The sequence below is a fragment of the Streptomyces sp. NBRC 109706 genome (assembly GCF_000974485.1).
Classification (GTDB): domain Bacteria; phylum Actinomycetota; class Actinomycetes; order Streptomycetales; family Streptomycetaceae; genus Streptomyces.
Map to the genome: position 1 here is coordinate 132,237 of NZ_BBOM01000014.1, position 25,350 is coordinate 157,586.

The following is a 25,350-nucleotide window of genomic DNA, read 5'->3' on the forward strand; positions in this document are numbered from 1 at the left end:
CCGTTCGCCCGCTGAGGGCACGGCTCGACCCCTCATTCTTCCGCGTCGACCGCCCGTCGGGCCGGTCGCGTCGGCCGAGTGTGCCCTCCCGTCGATCCGTCATCGGAACCGCTACGGAGTAGGACACCTGATCGCATGACCCGTTCCCCTGTCCTCGCAATCCCCCACGTCCCCCACCTCTTCGATTCCCACGACCGCCGCCCCGCCTTCCGACGGACGTTCGTCCGGTGGCGGTTCCTGGCTGGTGCTGGCCGCCGCCGCGCTGTGGGGTACCACCGGCACGGCGGCCAGCTTCGCCCCCTCCGGGGCCTCGGCCCTGTCCGTCGGCGCCGCCACCATGGGCCTGGGCGGGGTCCTCACCATGGCCCTGGCCGGCCGTTCGCTCCGGTCGGTGGCGCGCGGCGGGTGGCCGTCGCTGCGCTGGGCCCTCGCCGGCGCCGTCGCCGTGGTCTGCTACCCGCTCGCCTTCTACACCTCCATGGCCTGGTCGGGGGTGGCCGTCGGCACCGTCGTCAGTCTGGGCACCGCGCCGGTCTTCGCCGCGCTGTGGGAGCGCTGGGGGGAGGGCGCCGGGCTGAGTCGACGCTGGCTGGCCGGCACCTTCGCGGCGTGCCTCGGCTGTGTGGCCCTGGTCCTGGGCGGCCATGGCGGCGGCGAGGCCCAACGGCTGCCGGCCGGCGTCGTGTTGGGGCTGGTCTCCGGCGCCGGCTACGCGGCCTACGCCTACTGCGGTTCGCGGCTGATCCGCCGGGGGCACGGGACGCGCGCCTCGATGGGGGCGCTCTTCGGCCTGGGTTCGGTGGTGCTGTTGCCGGTCTTCGCGCTGACCGGTGGCGCGTTGGTCGGCTCGGGGCGTGGGCTGCTGGTGATCTGCTATCTGGCGGTGATCCCGATGTGTCTGGCCTATGTGCTGTTCGGCGCCGGGCTCTCCCGGGTGCGGACCAGCACGGCGACCACGTTGAGTCTGTTCGAGCCGCTGGTGGCCTCGGTGTTGGCGGTCGTCGTGGTCGGCGAGCGGCTTGGCGCGGTGGCCTGGGCCGGGGTGGCGCTGATCTCGCTCGGGCTGGCCTCGCTCACGGTGCGCCGGCCGTCGACCGACCGGGCCTGAGCGACGGTTCGGCGGCCCCGGCGGGCGGAATCCCGTTGCCGCCGGGGCCGTCGGGCTCGGATCATCGGCGGATGGCCAGACTCCGTGACATCGTCATCGACGCCGCCCATCCCGCCTCGTTGGCCCGTTTCTGGGCCGCCGCGCTGGACGGCTACGCCGTCGCTCCGTACGACGACGCCGAGTTGGCGCGGCTGGCGGCGAACGGGATCACCGATCCGGAGGACGATCCGACCGTGCTGGTCGAGCCGACGGGCCCCGGGCCCCGGCTGTGGTGCCAGCGGGTCCCCGAGCGCCGGCGGGTGAAGAACCGGGTGCATCTGGACATGACCTGCGCGGACCGGGACGCCGAGGCCGACCGGCTGGCCGCCCTGGGGGCACGGGTGGTGACGCGCTACCCGACCCATCTGGTGCTGGCCGATCCGGAGGGCAACGAGTTCTGTCTGTTCGGCACCGGGGAGGCCGCCGCCGGCTGACCGGCCGGCACGCGAACGGTCCTTCCCCCGCCGGCGGGCGGGGGAAGGACCGGGGCGTCAGCCGCGCACGCCCAGCAGGTGGTCCATGGCCAGCTGGTCCAGCGCCTCGAAGGCCATGCCGCGCGCGGCGGCGGCGTCCGCGTCGAAGTCCTCGAAGGCGGACCTGTCGGCGAGCAGCGCCTCGAAGGTCTCGCCCTCCGCGAGGGTCGGCCGGGCCAGTTCGTCCAGCCGCGCGGCGGTCAGCGCCTCCTGGACGGCGGGGTCGGCGCGGAAGGCGGCGGCCCGCTCCTTGAGGATCAGGTAGTTGCGCATGCAGCCGGCGGCCGAGGCCCAGACGCCGTCGAAGTCCTCGGTGCGCGGCGGCTTGAAGTCGAAGTGCCGGGGGCCCGCGTAGCCGGCGGTCTCCAGGAGGTCGACGAGCCAGAAGGCGGACCTGAGGTCGCCGGCGCCGAAGCGCAGGTCCTGGTCGTACTTGATGCCGGTCTGCCCGTTGAGGTCGATGTGGAACAGCTTGCCGGACCACAGCGCCTGGGCGATCCCGTGCGGGAAGTTCAGCCCGGCCATCTGCTCGTGGCCGACCTCGGGGTTGACGCCGAAGAGCTCGGGCCGCTCCAGCCGCTCGATGAAGGCCAGCGCGTGGCCGACCGTCGGCAGCAGGATGTCGCCGCGCGGCTCGTTGGGCTTGGGCTCGATGGCGAACCTGAGGTCGTAGCCCTGGCTCACCACATACTCGGCGAGCAGGTCGAACGCCTCCTTGAAGCGGTCGAGGGCGGCCCGCACGTCCTTGGCGCCGCCGCTCTCGGCGCCTTCCCTGCCGCCCCAGGCGACAAAGGTCTGGGCGCCCAGCTCGGCGGCCAGGTCGATGTTGCGCAGCACCTTGCGCAGGGCGAACCTGCGCACGTCGCGGTCGTTGGAGGTGAACCCGCCGTCCTTGAACACCGGGTGGGTGAAGAGGTTGGTGGTGACCATGGGCACCACGATGCCGGTGCTCTCCAGCGCCTGCCGGAAGCGCTTGATGTGACCGTCGCGCTCGCTGGCCGAGGCGCCGAACGGGATCAGGTCGTCGTCGTGGAAGGTGACGCCCCAGGCGCCCAGTTCGGCGAGCTTGCCGACCGACTCGACCGGGTCCAGCACCGGGCGGGTGGCGTCGCCGAACGGGTCGCGGCCCTGCCAGCCGACGGTCCAGAGACCGAAGCTGAACTTGTCCTCGGGTGTGGGCTGATATGACATGGCGGCTCCTCGGCTCCCCAGTATTTCGTCATGGCCGTTAACAAATTAGTATGCGAGTACCCAACTGTGGAAGACCTCAGCCTTGTGGCCTCAGAGAGGACCTAAGCTCATGACAGCAGCAGAAGGCCCCCTGGTCGTCGGAGTGGACAGCTCCACCCAGTCCACCAAGGCGCTGGTGGTGGACGTGGCCACCGGGGCGGTGGTGGCCAGGGGCCAGGCCCCGCATGTGGTGACGGCCGAGCACGACAGCGATCCCGAGGTGTGGTGGTCGGCGCTGCGGGCGGCGCTCGACCAGTGCGGCGAGGCCGTGGGCCGGGCCGGCGCCGTCGCCGTGGCCGGCCAGCAGCACGGGCTGGTGACACTGGACGCGGCCGGCTCCCCCGTGCGCAACGCGCTGCTGTGGAACGACACCCGCTCCGCTCCCCAACGGGACCGTCTGCTGGACGAGTTGGGCGGCCCCGAAGCCTGGGCGCAGCGGGTCGGCAGCGTACCGGCCGCCTCGTTCACGGTCACCAAGTGGGCCTGGCTCAGGGAGCACGAGCCGGCCGCCGCTGAGGCGACCCACGCGGTCCGGCTGCCGCACGACTATCTCACCGGACGGCTCACCGGGGGGACCGTGCGGGGCGGCACCACCGACCGGGGCGACGCCTCGGGCAGCGGCTGGTGGTCCACCGCCACCGGCCGCTACGACGAGGAGATCCTGGCCCATGTCGGCCTGGATCCCGCGCTGTTGCCCCGGGTGGTCCCCGCCGGCGAGGCGGCCGGCACGGTCACCGGCGGGCTGCCGCTCCCGGCCGGCGTCCCGGTCGCCGCCGGCACCGGGGACAATATGGCGGGCGCCCTGGGCCTGGGCCTGGCGCCCGGCAGCCCGGTGCTCAGCCTGGGCACCTCGGGCACGGTCTACGCGGTCTCCCGGCGGCGCCCGGCCGACCCCAGCGGCACGGTCGCCGGCTTCGCCGACGCGGGCGACGCCTTCCTCCCTCTGGCCTGCACGCTCAACTGCACGCTGGCCGTCGACCGGTTCGCCACCCTCCTCGGGCTGGAGCGGGAGGCGGTGGAGGCGGGCGGCCAGGCCGTGGTGCTGCCCTTCCTCGACGGGGAGCGCACGCCCGATCTGCCCTACGCCAGCGGCCTGGTGCACGGCCTGCGGCACGACACCACCCCGGGCCAGCTGCTGCAGGCGGCCTATGACGGCGCGGTCTTCGCGCTGCTCAAGGCCCTGGATCTGGTGCTGGACGAGGGCGCCGACCCGGCCGAGCCGATCCTGCTGATCGGCGGCGGCGCGCGGGGCACGGCCTGGCGGGAGACGGTCCGCCGGCTCTCCGGGCGCCCGGTGCGGGTGCCGGTGGCCGAGGAGTTGGTGGCGCTGGGCGCCGCCGCGCAGGCGGCCGGGCTGCTGCTGGGCCGCGATCCGGCGGCCGTCGCCAGGGACTGGGACACCGCGCGTGGTCCCGCCTTCGACGCGGTGCCCAGGGACGAGGCGGCGCTGGAGCGGCTGGCCACCACCCTCGGGGACGCCGACGCGCTGCTGCGTCGCCACTGACGACGCATCGGCCCCAGGTCAGGAGAACGCATGGCACAGCCGGCTCCCCCGTCGCAGTCCGAGATGCGGCAACGGAACCTCTCCCGGGTGCTGCACACGCTCGCCGCCGAGGGCCCGCTCTCCCGGGCGGCGGTGGCCGCCAGGATCGGGCTGACCAGGGCGGCCGTCTCCACGCTGGTGGACGAGCTGCTGCGCGGGGAGCTGCTGGTCGAGGAGGGCCCGGGACGGTCGGGGGCGGTGGGGCGCCCGGGCAGCCAGCTGCGGCCGACCGACCGGGGGCCCTGCGGCTTCGGGGCCGAGATCGGGGTCGACCATCTGGCGGTCTGCGCGGCGGATCTGCGGGGCGAGATCAGGGTCCGGGTGGAGAAGGAGATCCGCAACCGGCACAGCGACCCGCTCGCGGTGCTCACGGTGCTGCGCCGGCTGGCGCGCCGCGCGCGCGCCGAGGCGACCGGCGTGGGCCTGCACCCGGTCGGTCTGGCGGTCGCCGTTCCCGGGCTGGTGCTGCGGGACAGCTGCACCGTGCTGCGCGCGCCCAATCTGGGGTGGCAGCACACCGAGTTGCTGCCGCTGCTGCCGGACGATCTGGGCCCGGTCACCGTGCACAACGAGGCCAACCTGGGCGGGCTGGCCGAGCTGTGGTCCGGCAACACCCCGGAGGCCACCCTGCCGGAGGGCCCCGGCAGCCCCGGCAGCCCGGACAGCTTCGTCTATGTGTCGGCGCAGATCGGCATCGGCGCCTCGGTGGTGGTCGACGGCCAACTGCTCAGCGGCACCCACGGGTTCGCCGGCGAGCTGGGGCATGTGCCGGTGCGCCCCGAGGGGCCGCGCTGCGGCTGCGGGGGACGTGGCTGCCTGGAGACCTACGCGGGCGAGGAGGCGGTGCTGCGGGCCGCCGGTATCGAGCCGGGCCCCGGGGTGCGGATGAGCGCGTTGACCGCGCGCTGCGAGGCGGGCGAGGAGACCGCGCTGCGCGCCGTGCGACGGGCCGGCACCGCGTTGGGCATCGCGCTGTCGGGCGCGGTCAACCTGCTGGACTGCCGGCGGGTGGTGATCGGCGGCACCCTCACCCGGCTGGCGCCCTGGCTGCTGCCGCCGCTGCGCCGGGAGTTGGCGCGACGCACGGCGGTGGCCGCCGGCGGGCGGGACACCCCGGTGCCGGTGACCGCTTCGCCGCTGGGCCCCGACGGGCCCCTGGTGGGGGCGGCCGGTCTTGCGGTGCGCACCGCCCTCGACCACCCCGCCGCCCTGCTCGCCGGTCGGCCGCGCTGACCCAGCCGGCCCCAACGCCCTTGGTCCGTACGGGAGATCGGGCCTGGGACCGGCGTGCGTACCCGATTCACCAGATCCGGCGAAAAGTGCCCCGATCCCCCACATGGCCTATCTCTGAGTCACAGGATCACTTCTGTGACAAGAGGACAGCGAGCGCGGCGGGTGGCCGCCCGGGTCGCCGGGGTGGTGCTGCTGACGGCCGCGGCCGGCGGCGGTACGGCGGAGGCCGCCGGCCGGAGTGACTCCTGCGCGGTGGCGGGCGACGAGGTCTTCGGGGAGTGCGACGACCCCCTTCCGCCCTGGCCCTGGCCGCCGCCCGCGCCCACCGATCCGGCCGACCCCACTCCCCCGCCGGAGCCTCCCCCGGTGCCGACGCCCCCGCCCGCCGGGCCGTCGACGCCGCCGACCGGTCCCGCGCTGCCATTGCCCCAGGGGCCGCCGGCGGTATCGCCGCCCGTGCCCCCGCCCCCGGTGGCCGACGGGCCGGCGGACCCCGGAAGCCCCGAAGACCCCGCGGGCCCCGAGGATCCCGAAGCTTCCGAGGAGCCTCGCGAGCCGGACGAGGCGCCCGGCGCGCCCCCGTCGAGCCCGCCGGCCGATCGGGCCCTGGCGCTGCACGCCGCCCTCTCCCACACCTTCCCCGCCCGCCAACCCCCCACGAGCGGCGGCTCGTTGGTGAGCCAGTTGGTGTTGGTCGTGGTGCCGGCCGTGCTGGCCGCCGCCGTGCTCCGCCCCCGTTCCCGGTCCCGTTCCGGCCCCGCCTAGGAGTTCCCCATGTCCGAATGGCTGGTTCTCAGCCTCACCGTCGTCGCCACCTGCTCCGTGGTCCTGCTGGTCGCCGTGGTGCGTCAGCGCCGCGTGGGCGGGGAGGACGACCCCACCGAGACGCCCGATGTCATCGAGTACATGACGATGATGATCGGCGTGGTCTACGCCATCGTGCTGGGCCTGGCCATCGCCGGGGTCTGGGAGGAACGCTCGGCCGCCGAGGAGTGGGTGCGCCAGGAGGCGCAGGCGCTGCACGAGATGACGGAACGCGCCGCCGGCTTCCCCGAGGAGTCCGGCGCGGCGATCACCGCCGAGATCGACGCCTATGTCACCCATACCGTGGACGTCGAATGGCCCCTGATGCTCGACAACAGGGAACTCACCGAGGAGGGCGACGCGTTGCTCGTCGGACTGCGGGAGTCGGTGGCCGCGCTGGAGCCCACCACGGTGCGCGAGATCACGGCCTACCAGGGGCTGATGGACGAGGCGGCGGCCGTCCAGGAGGCACGGGTCGGGCGCGGGCAGAGCGCCGAGTCCACCATGCCGGCCGTGGTCTGGTTCGGGCTGATCGCCGGCGCCGTGGTGACGGTCGGCCTGGTCTTCACCCTGCAGATCCAGCGGTCGGCACGGGAGTTGCTGCTGGCCGGCCTGTTCAGTGCCCTGATCGCCTTTCTGCTCTTCCTGATCTGGCACTTCGACGCCCCCTACGCGCGGGCGCTCGGCGATTCGGCGGAGGCGTTCAGGACGCTCTTCCCGCACGCCACCGGGGAGGGCTGAGCGGGCGGCCGGCCGGTGGCGCACCCCGGTCGGGTCCGCGTCCCGCCCTTATAGCATGAGGCAGATGAGCTCCCTGTTCCCGGCTTTGGACGCCCCGCCGGCCAAGCCCGCGCTGCGTTTCACGGACCAGACCACGGACCGGACCATCGACTTCCCGACGCTGCGCTCGCTGGCCCACGCGGTGGCCGGCGAGTTGCGGGACCAGTCCCGGGTGGCGGTGTGGGCCACCCCGACGGCGCATACCGCGGTCGGGGTGGTGGGCGCGCTGCTGGCGGGCGTTCCGGTGGTGCCGATCAACCCGAAGAGCGGCGCCCGCGAGTTGGCCCATGTCCTGGGCGACAGCGAGCCCAGTCTGGTCCTGACCCCGCCCGGCGTCGAACTGCCGCCGGCGCTGGCCGGGTTGGCGGCGTTCGAGGTGCCGCTGACCCCGCCGGACACGGCGCCGGCGGCACCGGCGGCCGTCGTGGACCCTGAGCTTCCGGCGCTGATCGTCTACACCTCGGGCACCACCGGGCCGCCCAAGGGCGTGCTGGTCTCGCACCGCGCGGTGGCCGCCACCCTGGACGCGCTGGCCGACGCCTGGCAGTGGACGGCCGACGACGAGGTGGTGCACGGGCTGCCGCTGTTCCATGTGCACGGTCTGGTGCTCGGGGTGCTGGGGCCGCTGCGGCGCGGCGGGACGGTGCGCCATCTCGGCCGGTTCTCGACCGCCGGGGTGCGGGACGCGCTGTCGGACGGCGGCACGGTGCTGTTCGGGGTGCCGACCATGTACCACCGGCTGGCGGAGGCCGTCGAGACGGACCGGGCGCTGGCCGAAGCGCTCGCCGGCGCCCGGCTGTTGGTCTCCGGCTCGGCGCCGCTGCCGCTGCCGGACCACGAGCGGCTGTGGGCCGCCACCGGCCGCCGGATCGTGGAACGCTACGGCATGTCGGAGACGTTGATGAACACCAGCGTCCGGGCGGACGGCCCCCCGGCGACCGGCACGGTCGGGGTGGCGCTGCCCGGGGTCGAGGTGCGGCTGGTGGACGAGGACGGCCGGCCGTTGGCGGCGCATGACTCCGTCGGCGAGATCCAGGTGCGCGGGCCCAACCTGTTCAGCGGCTACCTCAACCGGCCGGACGCCACCGCCGAGGCGTTCGACGCGGACGGCTGGTTCCGCACCGGCGACATGGCCACCCGGGACTCCACCGGCGGCTATCGGATCGTCGGCCGCAAGTCCACCGATCTGATCAAGAGCGGCGGCTACAAGATCGGCGCCGGCGAGATCGAGAACGTCCTGCTGGCCCATCCGGCGGTCGCCGAGGCGGCGGTGACGGCCGGGCCCGATCCGGATCTCGGGGAGCGGGTCATCGCCTGGGTGGTGCCGCGCGACCCCGAGAGCCCGCCGTCGCTTGATGAGTTGAGCGACCATGTGGTGGGTCAGCTGGCGGCCCACAAGCGGCCCAGGGAGGTGCGGTTCCTGGCCGCGCTCCCCCGCAACGAGCTGGGCAAGGTGCTGAAGCGGGAGCTGGTGTGAGCCAGCCGCCGCTCTCCGCGCGCGCCGCGCTCGACCTGCTGGCGCCCGGCCATGTCGCGCTGCCCGCCCGGGAGTCGGTCGGGCCGCCCGACGGGCCGCTCGGCTGGCCGGGGTACGACGCGGGCAGGGAGCGCGCCGCCGCCCGCAGCGGCGCGACGGAGGCGGTGCGGTGCGCCGTCGGCCGGGTGGGCGACGCGGAGGCGGTGCTGATCACGTTCGAGTTCGCGTATCTGGGCGGCTCCATCGGATGGCGCGCCGGGGAGCGGATCGCCGGCGCGCTGCGGACCGCGCGGGATCTGGGGCTGCCGGTGGTGTCGGTGCTGGCGTCCGGCGGCACCCGGGTGCAGGAGGGCATGCACGCGCTCACCCAACTCCAGGGCATCGCCGGCGGGATGGTGCGGCTGCGCGAGGCCGGGCTGCCCCATCTCGCGGTGCTGGTCGGTCCGGTGACGGGCGGCGGTTGGGTGACGCTGGGCGCGGGCGCCGATGTGCGGTTGGCGCTGCCGGGGGTGCAGGTCGGGTTCTCCGGTGCCCGGGTGCGTCCGGCGGACGCCGATCCGGCCGCCTACACCGCCGAGGCGCAGCTGGCCGGCGGGCATCTGGACGGCATCGTGACGCGGGCGGAGCTGCCGGCGACGGTGGCCCGTTGGCTGCGGCTGCTGACCCGGCCGGCGCGCGGCCCGGTGGACCCCCCGCGCGCGGTGCGCGCCGCCGTGCCGCCGGCCACCGGCTGGCAGGCGGTGCGCGCCGCCAGGGCGCCGGGACGGCCGGACGCCGAGGCGTATCTGCGGGCGCACTTCACCGGGTTGGCGCCGCTGGCCAGCACCGATCCCGGTCTCTCGATCGGCTTCGGGGAGCGCTCCGCGCGCTCGGTCGGCTATGTCGCGCAGCGCGGCACGCCGACCACACCGGCCGGGTTCCGGGCTGCCGTCCGGCTGCTGCGGCTGGCCGACCGGCTGGGCATCCCGGTGTTGACGCTGGTGGACACGCGGGGCGCGGCGAACGACGCGGCCGCCGAACGCGACGGGGTGGGCGCGGCCATCGCCGAGACGTTCACCGCCATGGCCGCGAGCCGGCTTCCGGTGACCACGCTGCTGGTCGGCGAGGGCGGCTCGGGTGGCGCGGCGGCGCTGACCGCGCCCGGGCGGACCTGGGTCACGGCGGAGAGCTACTACTCGGTGCTGCCACCGGAGTCGGCCGCCGCCGTCCTGAAACGGGACCCGTCGGAGGCCGCCGAGGTGGCGGAGCTGCTGCGGCTGCGCCCCCAGGACCTGGTGGACCTGGGCCTGGCCCGAGGCGTGGTCGCGCCCTAGCCCGGCACGACGGCGTCGGTGCGGAGGCCGGCGATGTGGGCCAGCCTGCGGTAGGAGTCGAGGCGTTCCTCCTCGCCGTGGGTGGCGAGGGTCAGCAGCATCTCGTCCGGTTCGGTGGCGTCGATCAGCCGGGTCAGCGCACGGGCCACGGTGGGTTCGTCGCCGTGGATCTGGCCGGCGCGCGCGGCGTCCAGATACTCCCGTTCGCGGCCGGAGAGCCGCCGGGCGAGCACCGTGTCCGGGGCGTCGAGCGGCGGGAAGTCGCCCCGGGTGCGGGAGTGCACCACGGCCCATGCCTCGGGGAGTTGGCGGCGTTCGGCGGCCTCGGCGGTGGCCGCGACGGCGACGTTGGCGGCCAGCGTCAGATGGGGTCCGCCGCCCTGCCGGCCGGGGGTGAAGCGGGCGCGGTAGCGCTCGGCGGCGGCGCGGGTGCGGTCACGGTCGGCGGAGACGGCCAGCACCAGGGGCAGCCCGAGATCGGCGGCGGTGTCGACGCCGGCGCCGCCGGCCAGCACGAAGGCGGGCACCGTGAGGCCCTGGGCCGGCTGGGCGCGCACCGGGCCCGTGCCGGCGAAGTAGTCCAGCACCTCGGTCAGCCGCTCGGCGAAGTCGTCGCTGCTCGCGCGCTCCACGCCGAGGGCGCGGCGGACGGCTCCGGTGAAGCCGAGGGAGCGGCCGAAGCCCATGTCGATCCGGCCGGGGAAGAGCGCGGCCAGCACGCCGAACTGCTCGGCGACCACCAGCGGCCGGTGGTTGGGCAGCATCACCCCGCCGGTGCCCACCCGGATCCGGGAGGTGGCGGAGGCGACGGCGGCGGCCAGGACGGTGGGCGCCGAGCCGGCGACGCCCGGCACGGCGTGGTGCTCGGCCACCCAGAACCGGTGGTAGCCCAGCGCCTCGGCGTCCCGGGCGAAGGCCACCGTCGCGCGCAGCGCCTCGGCGGGCTCCTGGCCCTGGCGGATCAGCGCGCGGTCCAGCACGGACCAGCGCACGCGGGACAGTTCGGGATAGGTGCTCACGCCCCGCTAACAACGGACGCGCGGTGCGGGATTCCCCTGTGCCGGCCGAGCGGCTGGCCAGCGCGCCGTCGGGCACGCACCATGGTGCGATGACGGACACGACGGCGGCGGCGCTGGCCAGTCTGCGCGGGCTCGCGCTGGGAGACGCCTTCGGACAGACCTGGTTCGCTGTGCTCCGCTCGGCGGACGACCCCCTTCCCCTGATCCGGTCCAGGACCACGCCGGCCGCGCCCCGCTGGCCCTGGACCGACGACACCGCGCTGGCGCTCGCCCTGCTGCGGGTGGCCGTGCCGGGCGGCGATTTCACCTCGGACGAGTTGGCGCGGGAGTTCGGCGAGACCTATGCGGCCGATCCGGGGCGCGGCTACGCCTCGGGGATGCACACGCTGCTGCCGGAGTTGGCGCGGGAGCCGGCGAGTTGGCGGACCCGTTCGTCGGCGCTGTTCGGCGGGGAGGGCAGCCTGGGCAACGGGGCGGCGATGCGGGCCGCCCCGTTGGGGGCGCTGCTCCACCGCGATCTGCCGCGGGCGGTGGCGCGGGCGGGCCGGGCGGCGCGGGTGACCCACACGCATCCGGAGGCGGTGGCGGGAGCGGTGGCGGTGACCGTGGCGGCCGCGCTGGCCGCGACGGCGGGGCCGGCGGCCGGCGGCCCCGCGTGGCTGCGCGATATCGCCGCGCACACCCCGCCGGGGGCGGTGCGCGACGGGCTGGCGCGGGCCGCCGCGCTGCCGGCGAAGACGCCGCCGGCGGCGGCCGCCGAGGTGTTGGGGAACGGCGTCCTGATGCGGGCGGACGACACGGTGCCGTTCGCCCTGTGGTCGGCCGCCCGGCATCCGGACAGTCTGACGGACGCGCTGTGGACCACGGCGGAGGGGCTGGGCGATATCGACACCACCTGCGCGATCACGGGTGGCGTGGTCGGGGCGCGCACCGGACTCGACGGGGTACCCGCCGAATGGCGCGCGCGGTGCGAGCCACTGCCGGAGTGGGTGGACGCCCTTCAGGCGCGGCGCCGTGGGGACTAGTTCGCCGTGAGGTCGGCGGCGCCGGTGGAGACGGGGTCGACGCCGGCGAGGCGGCAGAGGGCGATGAAGAGGAAGAGCGGGTGGGTGTAGGGGGCACCGTGGCCGGGCCAGTGGACCAGTTGGGGTGTCCACAGCCCGTCGCCGGCCCATTCGGGGGCGGCGGTGACGGGGAGTCGGACGTCGGTGAGGTAGCGGACGGGCTCCGGCCAGTGGAGTCCGGTCTGGGAGCCGGTGGGCACGGGCCACCACCAGCTGGGGCCGATGCCGAAGATGGCGCCGGGGCGTGGGAGTCCGGAGAGGACGCGGCGGCCGTGTTCCTCGGGGACTTCGACCACATCGCCGTCCAGCCAGCTCGGGCCGCTCCTGACCAGATGCAGATGGCGGGGCCGGCGGGCGGGGGTGACGGCTGAGGGGAGGGTTATCTGCGTCATGAGGCGGCCGTCAGGACCTTCGTTCGGCGGCTGGGGCGGCGCGCTGCCCCGGGGCTCTCCCGGTTGTCGGGGCGGGATCGCCCACCGGGCTGAACTCCGCGGGCACACGCGGGAGTTCGGCCCAGACGCACTGGGCGGTGCCATGGCCGGCGGTGGTGACGCCCCAGCGGATGCTGAGGGCCTCGACCAGGGCGAGACCGCGTCCGCCCTCGTCGTCGGTGCCGGCGTCGCGACGCTGCGGGTCCTTCGCGCCGGTGTGTTCGCCGGTGACCTCGACGAGGAGCCGGTCGGCGGTGTCCAGCAGGCGACATCTGAGGGTGGTGGTGGCGGTGTGGCGGACGGCGTTGGTGGCCAGTTCGGATATCACCAGCTCCACCGTCTCGGCCGCCTCGGCGGCCACGCCCCAGGCGGCGAGGGTGACGCGGACCCGGTGGCGGGCCCAGCGGGGGGTTCTGAGTTCGGCGGGGAGTGAGAAGCCGATCTCACCACGGGCGGCCCGAGCGGGACGCGGGGAACGCTGGAGGGCCGTGGCGGCGAGGGGGGCCATGGCTGCTGCCTTTCTCTGCTGAATGCTCCCGCATGACCGGATCGGGGGGACGACGGAACATCCGCTGCCCGATGCCGGTCGCGAGTCAAGCCATGAGTAAACGCTCTCTGCCACTCTGACACTGCCAAGTTCAGTCCGCAACAGGTAAGTTGCAATTTGCATATCGCCACTGTCATGACTCTAGGCTGGGTGTCGAGGTGGCACAACGTGGCCGTCGGAGACGGATCGTGAGGAGGCGTGGGTGCCGGGAGGAACGGACTGGGGCGGGGCGCCCCCCGTGCTGCGGATGATCCTCGGCCGGCAGTTGGGGGATCTGCGCAAGCGCGCCGGCCTCTCCTACAACCAGGCCGGCGACGCCCTCGGCGTCAGCCACTCCACCATCCGCAGGATCGAGGCGGCCAAGGTCGCCCGGCTCCGACTCTCCGATGTCCAGCGGCTGTTGGAGACCTACGGGGTGACCGACCCGGAGGAGCTCGGCACCTTCCTCCAGGCGGTGCGCGAGGCCAACAAGCAGGGCTGGTGGCACACCTACCGCGATGTGCTGCCCGACTGGGTGGCGGCGTATCTCAGCCTGGAGCAGGCGGCCCGGCAGATCCGCGCCTACGAACCGGGCTTCGTGCACGGCCTGTTACAGACCGAGTCCTACGCCCGGGCGTTGATCGTCGCGGAGAACCCGCACGCGACCCCGGAGGCCATCGAACGCCGGGTCGCGCTGCGGATGCGCAGGCAGGAGCTGCTGCACCGGGACGACCCGCCCCGGCTGTGGGTGGTGCTCGACGAGACGGTGCTGCGCTGGCCGGTCGGCGGCCGGGAGGTGATGGCCCGGCAGATCGACCATCTGATGGAGCTGACGGCGCTTCCCCAGGTGACCATCCAGGTGATGCGCTTCGCCCGTGGCCCGCACCCGGCGATGCCGGCCGGGGCCTTCCACCTCTTCCGCTTCCGCGCCCCCGAGCTGCCCGACATCGTCTATCTGACCAGCCTGATCGGCGCGGTCTACCTCGACGGGCGGGACGATGTGATGGTCTACCGCGAGGTGTTGGACCGGCTCGGCGCGCAGGCCGCCCCGGGCGACCGCACCGCCGACCTCCTCGACGAGGTGCGCAAGGAGCTGTGACGACGCCGGGACACACCGTCATGAGAGGCTGCCCCCGACCCGATACCCAACCCCACGTCCAGACCGACTTCCAGACCGACTTCCAGCGAAGGGACCCACGGTGTCCGAGAACGGATGGCCGGCCGACCGCATCGACACCGGCAGCGCGCACTCCGCCCGGATCTATGACTACATCCTGGGCGGCAACGACTACTACCGGGCCGACAAGGAGGCCGGCGACGCCATGTGCGTGGAGTGGCCGGCGCTGCCGATCCATATGCGCGCCAACCGGGACTGGATGCACCGGGCGGTGCGCTATCTGACCGCCGAGGCCGGCATCCGCCAGTTCCTCGACATCGGCACCGGCATCCCCACCTCCCCCAACCTGCACGAGATCGCGCAGGAGGTCGCCCCGGAGTCCCGCGTCGTCTACATGGACAACGACCCCATCGTGCTGACCCTCTCGCGCGGGCTGCTGCACAGCTCCCCCGAGGGCAGGACGGCCTATGTCGAGGCCGACATGCGCGATCCGGCCAGCATCCTGGACGCCCCGGCGCTGCGGGAGACCCTGGATCTCGACCGGCCGGTCGCGTTGACGGTGATCGCCATCGTCCACTTCGTGCTGGACGAGGACGACGCGATCGGCATCGTCCGGCGGCTGTTGGAGCCGCTGGCCCCCGGCAGCTTCCTGGCGATGACCATCGGCACCGACGAGTTCGCGCCGGACGAGATAGCCCGGGTCTCCCGCGAGTACGCGGCGCGGGGCATGCCGATGCGGCTGCGCACCAGGGCCGAGGCGGAGGAGTTCTTCACCGGGCTGGACCTGGTCGACCCCGGCGTCGCCCAGGTGCACCGCTGGCGCCCCGACGGCACCGAACCGGCCGGCGTACGGGACGAGGACATCGGCATGTACGGGGCGGTGGCCCGGAAACGGTAGCCCGCCGGCGGCCTGGCCGAACCGGCGGCACCGCCCCGGGCTCCCCGGCCCGGCGGCCGGGACTCGCCCCACCAGTGCCCACCAACTCAACTCCCGGGCGCAGCCCGGGCCCCGGTCACCGGTCCGCCAGGCGGGCGTCGTGGACCAGCAGGGCGATCTGGACGCGGTTGTTGAGCTCCAGCCTGGTCAGCAGGCGGGAGACATGGGTCTTGACGGTGGGCAGCGACATGTACAGCTCGGCGGCGATCTCGGCGTTGGACTTGCCCTGTCCGACGAGCAGCGCCACCGCCCGTTCCCGTTCGGGCAGCGCCTCAAGCTGGCGGCGGGCCCGCCGCAGCTGCCGGCCTGGCCCGGCGACCTGGGCGATCAGCCGCTGGATGACGACGCCGGAGAGCACCGGATCGCCGCCGGCCACCCGCCGCACCGCGTCGACGATCTCCTCCGGCGGGGTGTCCTTGAGGACATAGCCGGCGGCCCCGGCGCGCAGTGCCCGCAGCACATGCTCGTCGGCGTGGAAGGTGGTGAGCATCATCACCTCGGGCGGGTCCGGCCGTTGGCGCAGTCGTTCGGTGGCGGTCAGGCCGTCCAGGCCGGGCATCCTGATGTCCATCAACACCACGTCGGGGGCGAGTTCGGCGACCAGCGACGGCACCTCGCGGCCGTCCGCCGCCTCGCCGACGATCTCCAGACCGGGGGCGGCGCCCAGCATCAGTCGCAGCCCCGAGCGCACCAGGGCGTCGTCGTCCACCAGCAGCACCCTGATCGTCATGAGGGCCACGGTAGCCAGGCGCTGAGCAGGAAGTCATCCCGGGTGCGGCCGTGCTCCAGGCGCCCGCCGGCCAGCGTCACCCGTTCGTCGAGGCCGCGCAGCCCCGCGCGGGCGCCCGGGATCCGCTCCGACGGGGGCGCGGCCAGCCGGTTGGCTATCCGCACGGTCAGGCCCTCGCCGGGGGCGCCCGCCACGGTGACCCTGGCCTCGACGCCGGGGGCGTGCTTGCGGATGTTGGTCAGCCCCTCCTGCACCACCCGGTAGGCGGTGCGGCCGACGGTGCCCTGGGGCGGCTCCTCGGTGGTCCGGCGGTCCAGCCGCACCTCGGTGCCGGCCGCGCGCGCCTCGTCGACCAGGCGTGGCAGATCGCCCAGCGTCGGCTGGGGCCGCGCGCCCTCGACGGCCGTCGGCTCGTCGCCTGGCCCGGCCCGCAACACCCCGATCACATCGCGCAGTTCCTCCAGCGCCTGGTGGGCGCTCGACCTGATGACGCCGGCGGCCTCCCTGACCTGCTCGGGAGAGGCGTCCGGCCGGTATTCGAGGGCCCCGGCGTGCACGCTCAGCAGCGACAGCCGGTGCGCCAGGACATCGTGCATCTCCCGGGCGACGGCCTCCCTGGTGCGCCGCTGCGCCTGTTCGTAGAGGGTGGCCCGCAGATGTCTGCGGTAGCGGACGGAGAGCCCCCAGGAGATCACCGCCACCATCACCACCAGCATGAACGCCACCGACTGCCCGTCGGAGATCGAGGATTCGGGGCGCTGCTCCACGTTGATCGGCATGGTGACGAGCTTGGCGAGGAGCAGCAGCACCAGGGTGCGGGTGCGGCAGTGCACGGCCACGGTGAAGAGCATCGCCAGCATAGGGCCCGCCATGGCGTGCGAGGGCAGCCCGAGCAGCATCACCAGCACGGAGAGCGCCACCGGCCGGCGGCGGCGCCACCAGAGCGCGCCGCAGACCAGTCCGGCGACCACCTGGTCCAGCACGACGGCCCGGGTGCTGTCGTGGGTCTCGCCCGCCAGCACCCCGGAGCTGGCCACCGTGGCGACGGCGGCAAGGCCGATCATCGCCAGATCGACGGCGGCCTGACGGGGTGGCCACCGGCGGCCCGTGACCTTGGATATCAACGCGTTCACGAGGTCCGAAGGTACCGGCAGGCCGGCGCCGAGGGGACGGACGGCCGCCGGCGGGCTACCAAGGTCGACCGGACCGCTACCAAGGTCGAGAGGCCGCTACCAAGGTCGCGCCGCCGGCTACCTCGGACCGAAGCGGCGCACCGCCGGCGGCGCCTAGCGTCCCGGCCATGAACAAGATTCTCGGTCTGCTCAGCTTTGTGCTGATCACCCAGGGCGCCGGCGGCCTGGTGCACTACTTCTGGGACTGGTTCGACGTGTGGACGGTGGTGCACCGGATCGGGTTCCTGAACGGCTACGAGGTTTTCGTCTGTGTGGTGCTGATCGTGTTGGGGGTGGCGGTCGGCGGACTCTCGGAGCGGTTCGAATGAGCCGGCTCAGCCGCCCGTCGGGAAGTCCACCACGCGGTCGCACCAGCGGCGCAGCAGCACCCGGTCGTGGCCGACGGCCAGCAGCGCGGCGCCGTGCTCCGCCCGGTACTCCTCGACGACGGCGACCAGCGCCGCGGTGGTCGAGGCGTCCAGCATCGCGGTCATCTCGTCGCAGATCAGCAGCTTCGGGGTGAGCAGCAACGCCCGGGCCAGGCAGGCGCGTTGCAGCTGGCCGTCGCTGACCTGGTGCGGGCGGCGGGCCAGCAGCTCGGGGGTGAGCCCCACCGTCGAGGCGAGCGCGGCGACGCGTTCGGCCAGCTCGGCGCCGCGCCCGGTCGCGGCGGCGGGCTCGGCGATCAGCTGCCGCAGCGTCAGATGCGGGTCGGCGGCCATCCTGGGCTGTTGGAAGACCACGCCGACGCTGGTGCGTTGGGCGCGCGGGGCGCGGAAGCGGTAGCCGCCGGCCGGCCGGCCGGCGAGCGTGACGGTGCCGGCCCAGGGGCGGTGCAGCAGCGCGGCGACCCGGGCCAGCGTCGACTTGCCGCAGCCGCTGGAGCCGAGCAGCCCGACGGCCTCGCCGTCGGCCACGGTGAGGGAGAGGTCCCGCACCACGGGGGTCCGGCGTTCGTATCCGGCGGTGATTCCGTCAAGACCGAGCATCGGCGGGCTCCCGTGGGTGGTGGCAGGCGACGCCGTCGGCGGGCTCCGGCAGCGTGGCGCAGCTGTCGGTGGCGCGGACGCAGCGCGGGGCGAAGGCGCAGCCGGTGGGCAGCGCGTCCAGCTCGGGCGGCAGCCCGGGGATCGGGGTGAACGCCCGCTCGGGCAGCGCGTCCAGCAGCCCGGCCGCGTAGGGGTGGCGGGGTCCGGCGGCGCCGAAGAACGCGGCGGCGTCGACGAGTTCGACGATCCGGCCGGCGTACATCACGGCGATCCGGTCGGCGATGCGTTCGGCGGCCGCCAGATCGTGGGTGATCATCAGCAGTCCGTGCCCGTCGTCGACATGGCGGCGCAGCTCGCCGACGGTGCGGTCGACCAGATCGCGGTCGAGCCCGGTGGTGGGCTCGTCGGCGATCAGCAGCGGCGCGTCGGCGACCAACGCCAGGGCGGTGGCCGCCCGTTGGGCGAGGCCGCCGGAGAGCTGGTGCGGATAGCGGTCCAGATGGTCGAGGGGGAAGGCGGCGCGCTCCGCCGCCCGCCGCGCGGCGTCCCGCAGCTCGCGGCGCGGCACGTCCGTCAGCTCCCTGACCGTCTCCTCCAGCTGGGAGCGGACGGTGCGCACCGGGGTGAGGTGGTTGGCGGGGCTCTGCGGGATCAGTCCGAGGCGGCGCCCGCGCACCGAGCGGGCCAGCGTCGCCTCGGGCGCGGAGAGCAACTCGGGCCCCTCGGGCAGGATTCGGGCGCTGCCCTGGGTCTGCGCGTTGGCCGGCAGCAGGCCGAGCAGGGCGGCGGCGAGCACGGACTTGCCGCAGCCGCTCTCCCCCACCAGCGCCAGACACTCGCCGGCGGCCAGCTCGAAGGACACCTCGTTGACGGCGGCGACGGGCCGGCCGCCGGCCATCCGGAAGCGGACGGACAGCTTGTCGACGCTCAGCAGCGTCGGCCGGGCGGGCGGCGCCGACTCCTGGGGGGAGGGTGCCGTCGAGGTGGATGTCTCGCTCACAGGACCAGCTCCGATCGGCGGCGCGGGTTGATCCGCTCCCGCCAGACGCCGGCCAGGCCGGCGATGGCGAGAGTGGTGACGACGATGAAGAGGCCGGGGAAGAGGGTGGGCCACCAGTCGCCGGCCGAGAGCGAGCCACGGGCCCCGTTGATCATGGTGCCCAGGCTGGCCTGGTGCGCGGGGATGCCCAGGCCGAGGAACGACAGCGCGGACTCGTGCCACACCGCGTGCGGCACCATCAGCACGGCGGCCAGCCCGGCCTGCGGCAGCACGGCCGGCAGCAGATGGCGCACGGCCACCCGGTAGCGGGAGGCGCCGCCGGAGACGGCCGCGTCCAGATAGGGGCGGGAGCGCAGCGAGAGCACCTCGGCGCGGACGATCCTGGCCGTCGACACCCAGTGGGTCAGCCCGACGGACGCCACCACCGGCCAGACGCCGGGCCGGAACATCGCCACGATGAAGATGCCCATCAGCAGATGCGGCACGGCCGTGAAGGTGTCCACCAGACGCATCAGCAGCCGGTCGACGCGCCCCCCGACCGCGCCGGCCAGCGTGCCGAGGGCCAGCCCGATGACGGAGGCGACCAGCGCCGCGACAAGGCCGACCAGCAGCGAGACCCGCAGCCCGTAGACGCTGCGCAGCAGCAGGTCGCGGCCCATGTCGTCGGTGCCGAAGAGGTGTTCGCCCGAGGGCGGCTGGAGTTTGGCGGTGAGGTCGACCGCCTGCTGGTCGAGCGGGAAGAACAGCGGCACCAGCAGCACCGCCAGCACGGCTGCGGCGACCAGGGTCACCGAGGCGGTCCGGCGGACCGTTCTGGTGCCCCGGCGGGCGTCCCCCGGGGAGCGCCACCGGGCGGGCGCGGCGGGAAGGGTTTCGTTGGCCATGGCGCTCACATCTCGTTGTGGTCGACGCGGGGGTCGGCCAGCCCGTAGAGCAGGTCGGCCAGCAGGTTGCCGGCGAGCACCGCCAGGGCGGAGAGCGCGGTCAGCGCGGCCAGCAGCGGGAAGTCGGTCGCGGTGGCGGCCCGCACGGTGGCGGAGGCGATGCCGGGCCAGCTGAAGACGGTCTCCACCAGCAGCGCCCCGGTGATCAGCTCGGGTATGCGGGTGCCGACCAGGGTGAGCACCGGCAGCAGCCCGGAGCGCAGCGCGTGCCCGGTCAGCACGGTGCGTTCCCTGACGCCGCGCGCCCTGGCGCCGCGCACCGGGTCCTCGTGCAGCGCGTCGGAGACGCCCTGGCGGACGTAGAGCACGAACCACGGCAGCTGCGAGACGGTCAACACCAGGGCGGGCAGCGCCAGATGGCTGACCAGCCCGCCGAACGTGACGGCGTCGCTGCCCGGTTCGGTGAGCCCGCCGGCCGGAGCGATGTCCAGTTGGAGCGCGAAGAGCCAGATGGCCAGCAGCGCCAGCCAGAACGGGGGCGCGGCCTGGAGGGTGTAGCTGAGCGAGGTGACCACCCGGTCCAGCCAGCCGCCGGGCCGGCGGGCGGCCAGCACGCCGAGCGCGGTGCCCAGCAGTACCGAGGCGACAAAGGCCACCCCGCACAACAGCAGGGACCAGCCGACGCGTTCGGCGATCACCTGGGAGACCGGCTGGCGCAGCGAGAGGGACTGCCCGAGGTCGCCGCCGAGCACCGAGCCCAGCCAGCTCCACCACTGTTCGACGAAGGTGCCGTCGGGCGAGAGGTTGGCGCGCAGCGCGTCCAGCGTCTCCTGGGAGGCGGAGGTGCCGTCCCCCACATAGCGCCGCACCGGGTCGAAGGGGGACGCCGCGGCCACGGCGAACATGCCGAGCGTGACCAGGGCGAGGACCGGGACGGCGGCCAGCAGCCGCCGCCCCGAGAGCCGGGCCATCGCGGCCCAGGGGACACTCACGAACGGACCCGCCACTCCTCCACGTTCCACCAGGGGCCGTGCCCCAGGCCGTGGTCGTGCGGCTCGACCTGGGTGGTGACGCCGTCCCAGGCGTCGGCCATCACATAGACGTGGTCGATATGGGTGAGGAAGGTGTAGCCCGGGTCCTCGGCCAGCTCCCGCTGCACCGCCTCGTAGGCGGCCTCGCGCTCGGCCTGGTCGCCGCTGCGCCGGCCGATGTCCAGCTGCTCGTCCACGGCGGTGTTCCGGTAGTGGGCCATGTTGTTGTAGCCGTTGCCGGCCAGCTCGGAGTAGAGCAGGGTGTAGAGCTGGAAGTCCGGGTCGGCCGGGTCGCCGCCGCCGGAGAGCACGGCGTCCTCGGCGAGTTGGCCCTCGATGATCTCCCAGGAGCCGGACTCCACGGTGATGTCGATGCCGATGTCCTTGGCGTCCGAGGCATAGGCCAGGGCGTGCTCCTGGCGCAGCCGGTCGCCGGCCGGGTACCAGAGGGTGAACGCGGCGCGCTCGCCGTCCCGCACCCTGGTGTCGCCGTCCAGCTGCCAGCCCGCCTCGTCCAGGATGCGCCCGGCCTCCTCGGGGTCGAACTCCCGCTCGGTGCCCTCGGCGAACCAGGGGCTGGCCGTGGGGATCGCGTTGTAGGCGGGGTGCCCGGCGCCCAACAGGATGCTGTCCACCATCAGTTCACGGTTGACGGCCAGATCGAGGGCCTGGCGGATCGCCCGGTCGCCGGTGACCGGGTTGTCCGAGGGGAGGGTGACCGCGCGGAAGTCGGCGCTCTCCGCGTTGACGGATGTCATGCCGTCCTCGTCGGCGAAGCCCTCGGCGAGGTTGGGCGGCAGCACGGCCGCGTCCAGATCGCCGGAGCGCAGCCGGGTGGCGCGCACGTCGTCGTCCGGGATGACGGCCATCGTGACCCGCTTGACCTCGGGTTCGCCCCCCCAGTAGTCCGGGTTGGCGGTGAGCGAGATGCGCTCGCCGGGGGACCAGTCGGTGAGCAGATAGGGCCCGGTGCCGACCGGTTCGGTGTTGTAGGCGCCGGTGTTCACGTCCTGGTCGCCGGCGGCGGCCGCCGAGGCGATGGGGAGCACGGTGCGCTCGGCGAACGGGGCGTACGGGTACTCCAGGGTGAACTCCACCCCGAAGTCGCCGTCCGCCACCACGCTCTCGATCGCGTCCAGCTCGCCCTTGGCGGCGTTGTTGGTGCCCTCGTCGAGGATGGTCTCGTAGGTGAAGACCACGTCGGCGGCGGTGAACGGCTCGCCGTCGCTGAAGGTCACTCCCTCCCGCAGCGTGTAGCGGTAGGTGAGGCCGTCCTCGCTGACCTCGGGCAGTTCGGTGGCCAGCGCCGGTTCGAGGCCGAGCTGGTCGTCGTGGCGCAACAGGCCGTCGAAGATCTTGGAGTTGCCGTCCTTGCCGTAGCCGAGGAGCGGGCTGAGCGTCTCGGGCTCGTTGGCTATGCCGATCACCACGCTGTCCCGGCCACCGCCCCCGCCGTCGCCCTCGTCCCCGTCGTCGTCGCTGGGCGCCGAGCACCCGGCGGTGGCCACCAGGGCCGCCACCGCCGTTGCCACGGCGCCCCCGCCGTACCGCCTGCGGACCGTCATCACTCACACCCCTGCTGATCGCCCTGTGTTGTTGCAAATACTTCGCAACTAGGGCGCAATTAAAACAGGTGCTCGGGTGGAGTTGTCCAGAGGTGTCCGATCGCTGGTCGGCGTGGACGAACGGGCTCAGCGCGCGCCGCCGAGCCCCCGTTCCGCCAGCCAGTCGAGACGGGCCAGCGACTGCGAGGCGCGACCGCCCCCGTGATCGCCGAACTCCCAGACGGTGATGTCCTTCTCCCCCGCGTAGCGGTTGTAGGCGGCATAGACCGTGGACGGCGGGCAGACCGGGTCCATCAGGCCCACGCTGAACAGCGCGGGCGCGCTCGCCAGCGGCGCGAAGTGTTGACCGTCGAAGTAGTTCAGCACGTCGAACACCCGGGCCGGCGCGACCCGTTGGTGGCTGCCCAGATAGGTCACCAACTCCTGGTAGGGCCCGGCGCCCGCGATATCGGCACCGCGCCGGTAGTGGCACAGGAACGGGACGTCCACCAGCGCGGCGGCCACCGCGTCCCCGGCGAGTCCGGCGGTCGCCAACGCGAGACCGCCGCCCTGGCTGCCGCCCTCCACGATCACCCGCTCGGGATCGACCGCCGGATGGGCGCGCGCCGCGTCCACCGCGCGCACGCAGTCCGTCATCAACCGCCGGTAGTAGTAGTCCTCCCGGCCGGCTATCCCCCGGGTCATGAACCCGCCGACCCACTGGGCGCCCGTCCCCGGATCGGGATCGGGGGTGTCGTGGCCCTGACCACGGCTGTCGACCACCAGCTGGGCGTAGCCGGCGGCGGCCCACAGCAGCCGCTCCAGATAGAGGCCGCGTCCCCCGCTGTACCCCTGGAAGCCGACCACCGTCGGCAGCGGCCCCGACGCACCGCGCGGCAGCAGCAGCCATGCGGCCACCGGCTGCCCGCCCCAGCCGGGGAACCGCACGTCGAAGACGTCGACCGTGGCGAGCCGCACCGGGCTCACCGGCCGGTACTCGGCCTCCTGCCCGGCGCCGGCGGCCCGCGCCTCCTCCAGCGTCCCGGCCCAGAACTCGGCGAAGTCCGCCGGCGCGGCCACCCCCGAGTCATAGCGGCCCAGCTCCTCCAACGACAGATCGGTCAGCGCCATGGCCAGCCCTTTCGTGCCCGCCGACCCACCCACGAGCCGGTGCCTGATCAACGCCGGAAAGCTACGTGGTGCGCTGTTCCCGGTCAACGGCTGTCCACGTCCGTGCCCGGGGGGAGACGCCGTGGTACCCACGGACCATGGACCTCGTCGCCGATCCGGACGCCTGGCTCAGCCGGCTGGTGCTCCAGCGCGGGCTCGCCCTCGTCTATCTGCTGGCGTTTCTCTCCGCCCTGCGCGAGTTCCGGGTGCTGGCCGGCGAGGCCGGCCTCACCCCGGCGCCCGCGCTGCTGCGCCGGATCTCCTTCCGACAGGCGCCCAGCCTCTTCCACTGGCACTACTCGGACCGTCTGCTGGCCGGCGTCGCCCGGCTGGGCGCCGCGCTCTCCGCCGCGCTGGCCGCCGGCCTCGCCGACGCCGTGCCACTGCCCGCCGCCATGGCGCTGTGGGCCGTGCCCTGGCTGCTCTATCTGTCGATCGTCAACATCGGCCAGGACTGGTACGCCTTCGGCTGGGAGTCACTGCTGCTGGAGGCGGGCTTTCTGGCGGTCTTCCTCGGCAACGACGAGATCGCCCCGCCGACCGTCACCCTCTATCTGATCATCTGGCTGGTGGTCCGGGTCGAACTCGGCGCCGGGCTGATCAAATGGCGCGGCGACCCCTGCTGGCGGCGGCTGACCTGCCTCTTCCACCACCACGAGACCCAGCCCATGCCGGGACCGCTCAGCTGGTACTTCCACCGACTGCCGGCGCCGCTGCACCGGCTGGAGGCCGCCGCCAACCACATCACCCAACTCCTGCTGCCCCTGGGCCTGTTCCTCCCCCAGCCGATCGCCAGCTGGATCGCCCTGACGGTGATCGTCACCCAGCTGTGGCTGATCGCCTCGGGGAACTTCGCCTGGCTCAACTGGCTGACCGTGCTGCTCGCCCTGGCCGCCGTGGACGGCGCACTCGCCGCCCGCCACCTCCCCCTCCCCGCGCCACCCGCCGACCAACCGGCGGCGCCCGGCTGGTTCACCGCGACCGTCCTCGCCGTGGCGGCGCTCTGCCTCGCCCTCAGCCACCGGCCGGTGCGCAACCTGCTCTCCCCCCGCCAGCGGATGAACGTCCGCCACAACCCGCTGCACCTGCTCAACAGTTACGGCGCCTTCGGCACCGTGACCCGGCTGCGGCACGAGATCGTGCTGGAGGGCACCGACGATCCGACGCCGGACGAGTCAACCGTCTGGCGGGCCTACGAGTTCCACGGCAAACCGGGCGACGTCCACCGCCTCCCCCGCCCCTTCGCGCCCTTCCATCTGCGCCTCGACTGGCTGATGTGGTTCGCCGCGCTCACCCCCCGCCACCCCCGCCCCTGGCTGCGGGCCCTGGTCAGCCGCCTCCTCCAGGGCGACCGGGCCACCCTGCGCCTGCTCCGCCACAACCCCTTCCCCGACCGGCCCCCCACCTTCGTGCGCGCCCGGCTCTACCGGTACCGCTTCACAAACCGGGCCGAACGCCGCACCACCGGCGCCTGGTGGCACCGCACCCCCGCCGGCGACCACCTCCCGCCCCAGGGGCCACCACCAGCGGGGTGAGCGAGCACCCCGACGAATGCGGTATGGTTCTGCTGCGCGGTGATCGAGGGCAAAGCCCCAGATCAGACGGGCACCGGGACGTGGCGCAGCTTGGTAGCGCACTTGACTGGGGGTCAAGGGGTCGTGGGTTCAAATCCCGCCGTCCCGACGGTGCTGAAGGCCCGCTGAGCGGGAGGTTCTCCTCCCAGCTCAGCGGGCCTT

Annotated in this window: 25 protein-coding genes and 1 tRNA gene; 14 read left to right on the forward strand and 12 right to left on the reverse strand. The window is 74.0% G+C overall.

Annotated elements, in window-relative coordinates:
• Window positions 1-244 precede the first annotated feature (244 nt).
• Both AOM46_RS30230 and AOM46_RS30235 read left to right on the forward strand, forming a co-directional pair.
• The gene (locus tag AOM46_RS30230) at window positions 245-1,108 is read left to right on the forward strand and encodes a DMT family transporter (protein WP_267887834.1); all 864 of its coding nucleotides are present in this window, start codon (window positions 245-247) and stop codon (window positions 1,106-1,108) included.
• Window positions 1,109-1,179: 71 nt separating this feature from the next.
• Entirely contained in the window at window positions 1,180-1,581 is a 402-nt protein-coding gene (locus tag AOM46_RS30235) for a VOC family protein (protein ID WP_062217756.1), read from the forward strand.
• Between the two features lie 57 nt (window positions 1,582-1,638).
• Here AOM46_RS30235 and xylA read toward each other — a convergent pair whose 3' ends face one another.
• Window positions 1,639-2,811, reverse strand: coding sequence for a xylose isomerase (xylA, locus tag AOM46_RS30240; RefSeq protein ID WP_062217759.1), 1,173 nt, complete (start codon window positions 2,809-2,811; stop codon window positions 1,639-1,641).
• 109 nt (window positions 2,812-2,920) lie between these two features.
• On the opposite strand from xylA, the gene xylB reads away from it, so the two are divergent.
• The 6 genes from xylB (at window position 2,921) to AOM46_RS30270 (ending at window position 10,000) form a co-directional block, all read left to right on the forward strand.
• Window positions 2,921-4,354 carry a xylulokinase gene (gene xylB / locus AOM46_RS30245; RefSeq protein WP_062217762.1) on the forward strand — a complete coding sequence of 478 codons (1,434 nt, stop codon included), beginning with the start codon at window positions 2,921-2,923 and terminating at the stop codon, window positions 4,352-4,354.
• A gap of 30 nt (window positions 4,355-4,384) precedes the next feature.
• Window positions 4,385-5,626, forward strand: a complete 1,242-nt coding sequence (locus AOM46_RS30250; RefSeq protein WP_062217765.1) for an ROK family transcriptional regulator — start codon at window positions 4,385-4,387, stop codon at window positions 5,624-5,626.
• A 135-nt stretch (window positions 5,627-5,761) separates the two neighbouring features.
• The gene (locus AOM46_RS30255; RefSeq protein WP_158920793.1) at window positions 5,762-6,391 is read left to right on the forward strand and encodes a hypothetical protein; all 630 of its coding nucleotides are present in this window, start codon (window positions 5,762-5,764) and stop codon (window positions 6,389-6,391) included.
• Window positions 6,392-6,400: 9 nt separating this feature from the next.
• Entirely contained in the window at window positions 6,401-7,171 is a 771-nt protein-coding gene (locus AOM46_RS30260; protein ID WP_062217771.1) for a DUF4239 domain-containing protein, read from the forward strand.
• A 64-nt stretch (window positions 7,172-7,235) separates the two neighbouring features.
• Window positions 7,236-8,687, forward strand: a complete 1,452-nt coding sequence (locus tag AOM46_RS30265; RefSeq protein ID WP_062217774.1) for an acyl-CoA synthetase — start codon at window positions 7,236-7,238, stop codon at window positions 8,685-8,687.
• Window positions 8,684-10,000, forward strand: a complete 1,317-nt coding sequence (locus AOM46_RS30270; protein ID WP_062217777.1) for a carboxyl transferase domain-containing protein — start codon at window positions 8,684-8,686, stop codon at window positions 9,998-10,000. The genes AOM46_RS30265 and AOM46_RS30270 overlap by 4 nt, the downstream gene beginning before the upstream one ends.
• On the opposite strand, the gene AOM46_RS30275 is transcribed toward AOM46_RS30270, so the two are convergent.
• Window positions 9,997-11,019 (reverse strand): MsnO8 family LLM class oxidoreductase, encoded by a 1,023-nt coding sequence (locus AOM46_RS30275; RefSeq protein ID WP_062217781.1) that lies wholly within the window; start codon window positions 11,017-11,019, stop codon window positions 9,997-9,999. The two genes, AOM46_RS30270 and AOM46_RS30275, sit on opposite strands and share 4 nt — an antisense overlap.
• 89 nt (window positions 11,020-11,108) lie before the next feature.
• On the opposite strand from AOM46_RS30275, the gene AOM46_RS30280 reads away from it, so the two are divergent.
• Window positions 11,109-12,044: an ADP-ribosylglycohydrolase family protein gene (locus tag AOM46_RS30280; RefSeq protein ID WP_062217978.1), complete on the forward strand. Its 936-nt coding sequence runs from the start codon at window positions 11,109-11,111 to the stop codon at window positions 12,042-12,044.
• Here AOM46_RS30280 and AOM46_RS30285 read toward each other — a convergent pair.
• Window positions 12,041-12,475 (reverse strand): hypothetical protein, encoded by a 435-nt coding sequence (locus AOM46_RS30285; protein ID WP_062217784.1) that lies wholly within the window; start codon window positions 12,473-12,475, stop codon window positions 12,041-12,043. The genes AOM46_RS30280 and AOM46_RS30285 overlap by 4 nt on opposite strands.
• Window positions 12,476-12,485: 10 nt before the next feature.
• Window positions 12,486-13,022, reverse strand: coding sequence for an ATP-binding protein (locus AOM46_RS30290; protein WP_062217787.1), 537 nt, complete (start codon window positions 13,020-13,022; stop codon window positions 12,486-12,488).
• Between the two features lie 241 nt (window positions 13,023-13,263).
• Here AOM46_RS30290 and AOM46_RS30295 point away from each other — a divergent pair, with 241 nt between their 5' ends.
• Window positions 13,264-14,139 carry a helix-turn-helix transcriptional regulator gene (locus AOM46_RS30295; RefSeq protein ID WP_199824091.1) on the forward strand — a complete coding sequence of 292 codons (876 nt, stop codon included), beginning with the start codon at window positions 13,264-13,266 and terminating at the stop codon, window positions 14,137-14,139.
• A gap of 100 nt (window positions 14,140-14,239) precedes the next feature.
• Window positions 14,240-15,055 carry an SAM-dependent methyltransferase gene (locus AOM46_RS30300; protein WP_062217790.1) on the forward strand — a complete coding sequence of 272 codons (816 nt, stop codon included), beginning with the start codon at window positions 14,240-14,242 and terminating at the stop codon, window positions 15,053-15,055.
• A 115-nt stretch (window positions 15,056-15,170) separates the two neighbouring features.
• On the opposite strand, the gene AOM46_RS30305 is transcribed toward AOM46_RS30300, so the two are convergent.
• Both AOM46_RS30305 and AOM46_RS30310 read right to left on the reverse strand, forming a co-directional pair.
• Window positions 15,171-15,824, reverse strand: coding sequence for a response regulator transcription factor (locus AOM46_RS30305; protein WP_062217792.1), 654 nt, complete (start codon window positions 15,822-15,824; stop codon window positions 15,171-15,173).
• Window positions 15,821-16,957, reverse strand: a complete 1,137-nt coding sequence (locus tag AOM46_RS30310; RefSeq protein WP_062217795.1) for a sensor histidine kinase — start codon at window positions 16,955-16,957, stop codon at window positions 15,821-15,823. The genes AOM46_RS30305 and AOM46_RS30310 overlap by 4 nt, the downstream gene beginning before the upstream one ends.
• A 167-nt stretch (window positions 16,958-17,124) precedes the next feature.
• Between AOM46_RS30310 and AOM46_RS30315 the strand changes: the two genes are divergently transcribed.
• Window positions 17,125-17,325, forward strand: coding sequence for a hypothetical protein (locus AOM46_RS30315; RefSeq protein WP_062217797.1), 201 nt, complete (start codon window positions 17,125-17,127; stop codon window positions 17,323-17,325).
• A 6-nt stretch (window positions 17,326-17,331) separates the two neighbouring features.
• Here the strand turns inward: AOM46_RS30315 and AOM46_RS30320 are convergent, their stop codons facing one another.
• From AOM46_RS30320 to AOM46_RS30345, 6 genes are all read right to left on the reverse strand, one after another.
• Complete coding sequence (locus AOM46_RS30320; protein ID WP_062217800.1) at window positions 17,332-17,985, reverse strand: ABC transporter ATP-binding protein; 654 nt, start codon at window positions 17,983-17,985, stop codon at window positions 17,332-17,334.
• Window positions 17,972-18,883 (reverse strand): ABC transporter ATP-binding protein, encoded by a 912-nt coding sequence (locus AOM46_RS30325; protein WP_078857356.1) that lies wholly within the window; start codon window positions 18,881-18,883, stop codon window positions 17,972-17,974. Before AOM46_RS30325 ends, AOM46_RS30320 begins: the two co-directional genes overlap by 14 nt.
• A 98-nt stretch (window positions 18,884-18,981) precedes the next feature.
• Entirely contained in the window at window positions 18,982-19,869 is an 888-nt protein-coding gene (locus tag AOM46_RS30330; RefSeq protein WP_062217805.1) for an ABC transporter permease, read from the reverse strand.
• A gap of 5 nt (window positions 19,870-19,874) precedes the next feature.
• Window positions 19,875-20,840 carry an ABC transporter permease gene (locus AOM46_RS30335; protein ID WP_062217986.1) on the reverse strand — a complete coding sequence of 322 codons (966 nt, stop codon included), beginning with the start codon at window positions 20,838-20,840 and terminating at the stop codon, window positions 19,875-19,877.
• A 17-nt stretch (window positions 20,841-20,857) separates the two neighbouring features.
• A complete protein-coding gene (locus AOM46_RS30340; protein WP_062217806.1) occupies window positions 20,858-22,465 on the reverse strand; it encodes an ABC transporter substrate-binding protein in 1,608 nt (535 codons plus the stop codon).
• 126 nt (window positions 22,466-22,591) lie between these two features.
• Window positions 22,592-23,575: an acetylxylan esterase gene (locus tag AOM46_RS30345; protein WP_062217808.1), complete on the reverse strand. Its 984-nt coding sequence runs from the start codon at window positions 23,573-23,575 to the stop codon at window positions 22,592-22,594.
• Between the two features lie 137 nt (window positions 23,576-23,712).
• On the opposite strand from AOM46_RS30345, the gene AOM46_RS30350 reads away from it, so the two are divergent.
• Window positions 23,713-25,149, forward strand: coding sequence for a lipase maturation factor family protein (locus AOM46_RS30350; protein WP_062217811.1), 1,437 nt, complete (start codon window positions 23,713-23,715; stop codon window positions 25,147-25,149).
• A gap of 74 nt (window positions 25,150-25,223) precedes the next feature.
• Window positions 25,224-25,297: transfer RNA gene (locus AOM46_RS30355), tRNA-Pro, on the forward strand.
• The last annotated feature ends 53 nt before the right edge of the window (window positions 25,298-25,350 follow it).